Source organism: Amycolatopsis sp. WQ 127309, assembly GCF_023023025.1.
Lineage (GTDB): Bacteria > Actinomycetota > Actinomycetes > Mycobacteriales > Pseudonocardiaceae > Amycolatopsis.
The window spans coordinates 8,361,966-8,369,233 of sequence record NZ_CP095481.1 but is presented as its reverse complement, the minus strand read 5'-3'; the positions used below and the strand labels follow the sequence as shown (position 1 = coordinate 8,369,233).

Annotated in this window: 1 pseudogene (only partly in view); it reads left to right on the top strand. The window is 74.4% G+C overall.

Annotated elements, in window-relative coordinates:
• Positions 1-29: 29 nt before the first annotated feature.
• A pseudogene (locus MUY22_RS37035) lies at positions 30-7,268 on the top strand (type I polyketide synthase); its annotated part runs 18,612 nt beyond the window's last position; the annotation flags it as partial.

Here is a 7,268-nt window from a genome sequence, read left to right as displayed (position 1 = left end):
TGACCACCGGAGGACCCGTGGGCACGCCCGATGCCAAGCTCGTCGAGGCGCTGCGGAAGGCGCTGCTCGACAACGCGCGGCTGACGAAGGCCAACGCCGCCCTGACCGCCGACGCGGCCGACGACCCGATCGCGGTCGTCGGCATCGGCGTGCGGCTGCCGGGCGGGGTGACCGATCCCGCCGGGATGTGGGCGTTCCTCCGGCGCGGCGGCGACGGGATCACGTCGTTCCCGGCCGACCGGGGCTGGGACCTCGACGGCATCTACGACCCGGACCCGGACGCGGCGGGCAAGTCCTACGTGCGCTCCGGCGGGTTCCTGGCCGACGCGCCCGCGTTCGACCCGGAGTTCTTCGGCATCTCCCCGCGCGAGGCGCTGGCCATGGACCCGCAGCAGCGCCTGCTGCTGGAGACGTCGTGGGAAGCGCTGGAGTACGCCGGCATCGCGCCGACGGCGTTGCGCGGCGAGCGCGTGGGCGTGTTCACCGGGCTGTCCTACCAGGGCTACGGCGGCGGTGCGGCGCCCGTGGAGCTGGAAGGGCTGCTCGCCACCGGATCCGCGGGCAGCGTCGCGGCGGGCCGCGTCTCCTACGTGCTGGGCCTGCGCGGTCCGGCCGTCACCGTCGACACGGCGTGCTCGTCGTCGCTGGTCGCGATGCACCTCGCGGGCCAGTCGCTGCGCGCGGGGGAGTGCCGGCTGGCGCTCGCCGGCGGCGCCACGGTGATGGCGACGCCCGGGGTGTTCCTGGAGTTCTCCCGTCAGCGCGGCCTGGCCGCCGACGGCCGCTGCAAGTCCTTCGCCGACGCCGCCGACGGCACCGGCTGGGCCGAGGGCGTCGGCGTGCTCGTGCTGGAACGCTTGTCCGACGCGCTGCGCGAAGGACGTGAGGTCCTGGCCGTGGTGCGGGCCACCGCGGTGAACCAGGACGGCGCGTCCAACGGCCTGACCGCCCCGAGCGGCCTCGCCCAGGAAGAGGTGATCCGCGAGGCCCTCGCGGCGGCCAAACTGTCCACAGTGGACGTCGACGCCGTCGAGGCACACGGCACGGGCACCGCCCTCGGTGACCCGATCGAGGCCGACGCTGTGCTGGCCACGTACGGTCAGCACCGGGAAACCCCGCTGTGGCTGGGTTCCCTGAAGTCCAACATCGGCCACGCGCAGGCCGCCGCCGGGGTGGCGGGCGTGATCAAGATGATCCTGGCTCTTCGGCACGGCATCCTCCCGAAGACGCTGCACGTCGACGCACCGTCGTCCCAAGTGGACTGGACGGCCGGCGCGGTGCGGCTGCTGACCGAGGAGACACCGTGGCCGGCACTGGACCGCCCACGCCGGGCAGCAGTGTCGTCGTTCGGCGTGTCGGGGACGAACGCACACGTCATCCTGGAGCAGGCGGCCTCTGTGTCCCCTGCGCCTACGTCGTCTGCGCCGGCGATCGTGCCGCTGGTGCTCTCGGCGCGTTCACCGCAGGCGTTGGCCGCACAGGCGGACCGTCTCGCGACGGCACTCGACTCGCAGAACGACCTCGCGGCCGTCGCCGGTTCCCTGGTGTCGTCGCGGGCGCTGTGGGAACACCGCGCCGTGGTGGTGGCCGCCGACCCCCTTGCCGCCCTGCGCGCTTTGGCGGCGGGTGAGTCTCATCCGGGTGTCGTGTGCGGGGAGGCCGACTCCGCCGGCGTCGGCGTCGTGTTCACCGGTCAGGGCGCGCAACGCGCCGGGATGGGCCGCGAGCTGTACGAGACGTTCCCGGCGTTCGCATCGGCATTCGACGCCGTTTGCGCCGACCTTGACCCGCACCTGGCGGTCCCGTTGCGGGACGTGGTGTTCGCCGAGCCCGGCACCGACCTTGCCCGGCTGCTGGACGACACGGCGTACACGCAGGCCGCCCTGTTCGCCGTCGAGGTGGCGATGTACGGCCTCGCCGAGTCGTGGGGCGTGCGTCCGCGCTCGGTGTCCGGGCACTCGCTGGGCGAGCTGACCGCGGCGTACGTCGCCGGGGTGTGGTCGGCGGCCGACGCCGCCAAGCTGGTCGCCGCCCGCGGCCGGCTCATGTCGGCGCTGCCCGCGGGCGGCGCGATGATCGCCGTCACCGCGGCGGAAGCCGAAGTCCGCGAGGTCCTGGCCGAGCACAGCGGACCGGTAGAGATCGCCGCCGTAAACGGCCCGGCGGCCGTGGTGCTGTCCGGCCCGGCGGACGACGTGCACGCCGCCGCGGAAGCCCTCTCGGCCCGCGGGCACCGGACCCGCGCGCTGACGGTGAGCCACGCGTTCCACTCGGCACTGATGGACCCGATGCTCGACGAGTTCCGCGCAGTGGCGGAAACACTCACCTACCGCTCCCCGGCCATCCCGGTCGTCTCCGCGGTGACCGGCGCCCTCTCCACCGACCTCTGCTCGCCCGAGTACTGGACCAGCCAGGCGCGCGAAACCGTGCGCTTCGCCGACGCTCTCTCGGCTTTCGGTGACCTCCCGGTCTCGGTACTGCTGGAACTCGGCCCGGACGGCGTCTTGACCGCGATGGCGAAGTCCGTCGAGGACGCACCGCCCGCGGTCGCCCTGACCCGGCGCGACCGTCCCGAGCCCACGACCGCCTTGACCGCTCTGGCCGAGCTGTTCGTCCGAGGCGCCGTCGTCGAGTGGGGCGCGATAGTGCCCCGCCCGGCCCACCCGGTGCGCCTGCCCACGACGGCGTTCCGTCGCCGCCCCTTCTGGCTCACGGCCGAACCCACGGCAACACCGGACCAAGGCGAGGAAGCCGCCTTCTGGCGCGCCGCCCGAACCGGCGACGCAGCCGCACTGGACCCCGCACTGGCCCCCGACGACCAGGCCGCACTGGCAGCGGTCCCCCCGGTCCTGTCCCGCTGGCGAGCGGCCCGCCGCGACGACTCCGCGGTCCGAGACTGGACCTACGAGGTCACCTGGGACGAGATCACCGAGCCCACCACCCGGCCCGCCACCGGTCGCCGGCTGGTACTGGTCGACCCCGACGACGACGGCGCACTGGCCGCAGCCTTCGCCGGGATGACTGCCGATCTTTCGGCGGACCGCACCCAGCTCGCCGGGCGCCTCGGTGGTGCCGCGGCTGATCGCTCGCCGGACCGCGCCGCATTCGCCGCAGGGATCGCCGAAGCTGGACCCGTCAGTGGTGCCGCGGCTGACCCTTCGCCGGGCCGCGCCGCGCTCGCCGAGAGCGGGCCGGTTGGCGGCGTCGTCGTCGAACTCTCCCTCGATCGCGCCACGCTCGCCGCGCGGATCGCTGCAGCCGGGCCCCTCGATGGCGTTGTGTGCCTGCCCCGACGGGCGGAGCAGCTGGTCGTCGCCGTGCAAGCCCTGGCCGACGCCGGGGGCGGCGCGCGGATGTGGTGCGTGACCCGCGGTGCCGTGCGCACCGGGCCCGCCGACACCGCGCCCGATCCGCGGGCGGCGCAGCTGTGGGGCCTCGGCCGGGCGGCAGCGCTGGAACACCCGGGCCGCTGGGGCGGCCTGCTCGACCTCCCGTCCGAAGTGGACGGTGACCTGCCCGCCCGCGCGGTCGCCCTGGTGACCGCGGACGGCGGCGAAGACCAGATCGCCCTCCGTGCAAACGGCACCTTCGCCCGTCGCCTGGCCCGCAGTGAGGACACAACAGTCGAAGGCTGGCGGCCGCGCGGCACCGTCATGGTCACCGGTGGCTCCGGTGCGCTCGGCGGCCACGTGGCTCGCTGGCTCGCCCGCGCCGGGGCCGAGCACCTCGTGCTGCTCAGCAGGACCGGCACCGCGCCGGACCTGGCCGGCACCCGTGTCACGACCGTGGCCTGCGACGTCACCGATCGCGACGCCGTCGCCGCCGTGATCGCCCAGTATCCGCCCGACGCGGTCGTCCACGCCGCGGGGGCAGCCGCTGATGCGACCGCGCTGGCCGACCACGACGTAGCTGGGTTCAGCAAGGCCGTGGCCGCCCGCGTCGAGGGCGCGGCGATTCTCGACGAGCTGCTCGACGGCCACCCGCTCGACGCGTTCGTGCTGTTCTCCTCCGTCGTCGGCGTGTGGGGCTCGGCCGGGCAGTCCGCGCCCGCTGCCGCCAGTGCTTATCTCGACGCGCTCGCCGAGGCTCGTCGTGACCGCGGCAAGCCCGCGCTCTCCGTCGCCTGGGGGCCGTGGGCCGGGACCGGTGTCGTCGGCACCGCCGCCGACACCGAACGGCTGCGCCGGCGCGCGGTGCTGACCATGGAACCCGACCTGGCCCTGACCGCGCTGCACCGCGTGCTGCGCGGTGACCGGGCGGCCGTCGTCGTCGCGGCCATGGACTGGCCCCGCTTCGCCCCGATCTTCACCGCGGCCCGGCCGAGCCCGTTCTTGCGTGGGCTGCCCGATGCGCGGGACGCCATCGACGCCGCCGAAGCGGCCGTCGCCGCCGATCGGTCGGTCACCAGTGGGCTGCGGGCCCGGCTCGAAGGCCTCGACACCGCCGCCCGGCACGCTGAGCTCACCACGCTGGTCCGTGCGGAGGCCGCACTTGTCCTCGGCAGCGAGGACGCCATCGGCCGGACGCGCGCCTTCCGTGACGTCGGCTTCGACTCGCTGACCGCCGTCGAGCTGCGCGACCGGCTGGTCACCGCGACCGGCGTCGCCCTGCCCGCGACCGTCGTGTTCGACCACCCGAACCCAGCCGCGCTCGCCGAGCACCTGCACGCCGAAATCCTCGGCGTGGACACCGTGGTCGCTGCCCCCGTCGCCGCGGTGGAGGTCACCGACGACCCGATCGTCATCGTCGGCGCCGGTCTGCGCCTGCCCGGCGGCGTCGACAGCCCCGAATCGCTCTGGGACCTCCTCGAAGCGGGCGGCGACGCCATTTCGGGCTTCCCGGCCGACCGCGGCTGGGACCTCGACGCGCTCTACAACCCGGACGCCGACGTCGAGGGCACGACCTACACCCGCTCCGGCGGCTTCCTGCACGACGCGGGCGACTTCGACCCCGGGTTCTTCGGGATCGCGCCGCGCGAAGCCCTCGCCATGGACCCGCAGCAGCGCCTGTTGCTGACGACGTCGTGGGAAGCGCTGGAGTACGCGGGCATCGACCCGGGATCGCTGCGCGGACAGCCGGTCGGCGTCTTCAGCGGCCTGTACTTCCAGGGTTACGGCGTCGGCTCGCGCGAACCGGGCCTCGAGGGTCTGCTGGGCACCGGGACGGCGTCGAGCGTCGCGGCCGGGCGCGTGTCGTACCTGCTGGGCCTCGAAGGGCCGTCGGTCACCCTGGACACGGCGTGCTCCTCGTCGCTGGTCGCGATCCACCTGGCCGCTCAGGCGCTGCGCTCGGGCGAGTGCTCGCTGGCGCTGGCCGGCGGCGTGACGGTGATGGCGACCCCGGGCGTGTTCGTCGGGTTCTCGCGCCAGCGCGGGCTGAGCATCGACGGCCGCTGCAAGTCGTTCGCCGAAGCCGCCGACGGCACGGGCTGGGCCGAAGGCGCCGGCGTCGTCGTCCTGCAACGGCTGTCCGACGCGCGCCGCGAAGGCCGCGAGATCCTCGCCGTGGTCAAGGGCACCGCCGTCAACCAGGACGGCGCGTCCAACGGCCTCACCGCGCCCAGCGGCCGGGCCCAGCAGGGGGTCATCCGGCAGGCGCTGGCCAACGCCGGGCTGTCCACATCGGACGTCGACGCCGTGGAGGCCCACGGCACGGGCACGGTCCTGGGCGACCCCATCGAAGCCCAGGCCCTGCTGGCCACCTACGGCCGGAACCGGGAAACCCCGCTCTGGCTGGGGTCGCTGAAATCCAACGTCGGGCACACGCAGGCCGCGGCCGGGGTCGCCGGTGTGATCAAGATGATCATGGCACTGAAGCACGGCATACTGCCGAAGACCCTGCACGTCGACGCGCCGTCGTCCAAAGTGGACTGGACGACCGGCGAGGTGCGGCTGCTGACCGAGCCGACGCCGTGGCCCGCGCTCGCCCGGCCGCGCCGCGCGGCGGTATCGGCGTTCGGCGTGTCCGGCACCAACGCCCACGTCGTCCTCGAAGCCCCTCCCGAATCCCCTGTGGACGACGAGCCCAGCGTCGGGCTGATGCCGTTGCTGGTGTCCGCTCGATCGGAAACCGGTCTGAACGACCAGGCCGAGCGGCTCGCGGACCATCTGACCGGACGCACAGATCTCGGCGCCATCGCCGGTTCGCTGGTCGCCTCGCGCCCGGTGTGGGAACACCGCGCCGTTGTCCTCGCCACCGACGTAGAAGAGGCAGCCGGACGGCTCCGCACCCTCGACGGCACTGGCGTGATCCGGGGTGTGGCCGACCCGGCCGCACCCGGTGTCGCCGTGCTCTTCACCGGCCAGGGCGCCCAGCGGCCGGGGATGGGCCGGGAGCTGTACGCCGCGTTCCCCGCGTACGCCGAGGCGTTCGACGCGGTGTGTGCCGAACTCGACCGAGGCCTGGCCGGGCTGCCGCCGGTGCGGGACGTCGTGTTCGCCGAGCCGGGCAGCGACCTCGCGGCCTTGCTGGACGACACGGTGTTCGCCCAGGCCGGGCTGTTCGCGGTCGAGGTCGCGATGACACGGCTCGTCGAAACCTGGGGTGTGCGGCCCGAGATCGTGGCCGGGCACTCGCTGGGTGAGCTGACCGCCGCGCACGTCGCCGGCGTGCTGTCCCTGCCCGACGCGGCGACCCTGGTCGCGGCCCGCGGCCGGCTGATGTCGGCGCTGCCCGCCGGCGGCGCGATGACCGCGATCGCCGCGCCCGAGAGCGAGGTCGTCCCGCTGCTGGGCGACCGCGTCGCGCTGGCCGCCGTCAACGGTCCGGAATCCGTGGTGATCTCGGGTGAGTACGACGCCGTGCACGCCGTCGCCGAGCAGTTCGCCGCCCGCGGGGTCCGCACGAAGGCCCTGACGGTGAGCCACGCGTTCCACTCGCCGCTGATGGACCCGATGCTGGCCGACTTCCGCGAGGTCGCGACGCGGCTGACCTACGCCGAGCCGGTCATCCCGATCGCCTCCACCGTGACCGGCGACCGTGCCGGCGCACTGTCCACTCCGGACTACTGGGTCGAGCAGGTCCGCCGCCCGGTGCGGTTCGCCGACGCGGTCGCCGCCCTCGGCCCGCGGTCGGTGCTGCTGGAGCTGGGCCCCGACGGCGTCCTCAGCGGGCTTGCCGCGGCCCTGCCGAGCGGGCCCGCGACGGTTCCGCTGACCCGGCGGGACCGGCCCGAGGTGACGTCCGCACTCACCGCGCTGGCCGAGGTGTTCGTTCGCGGCGGTGACGTCGACTGGGCCGCACTCGCCCCGCGGCCACGCCGGCTGCGA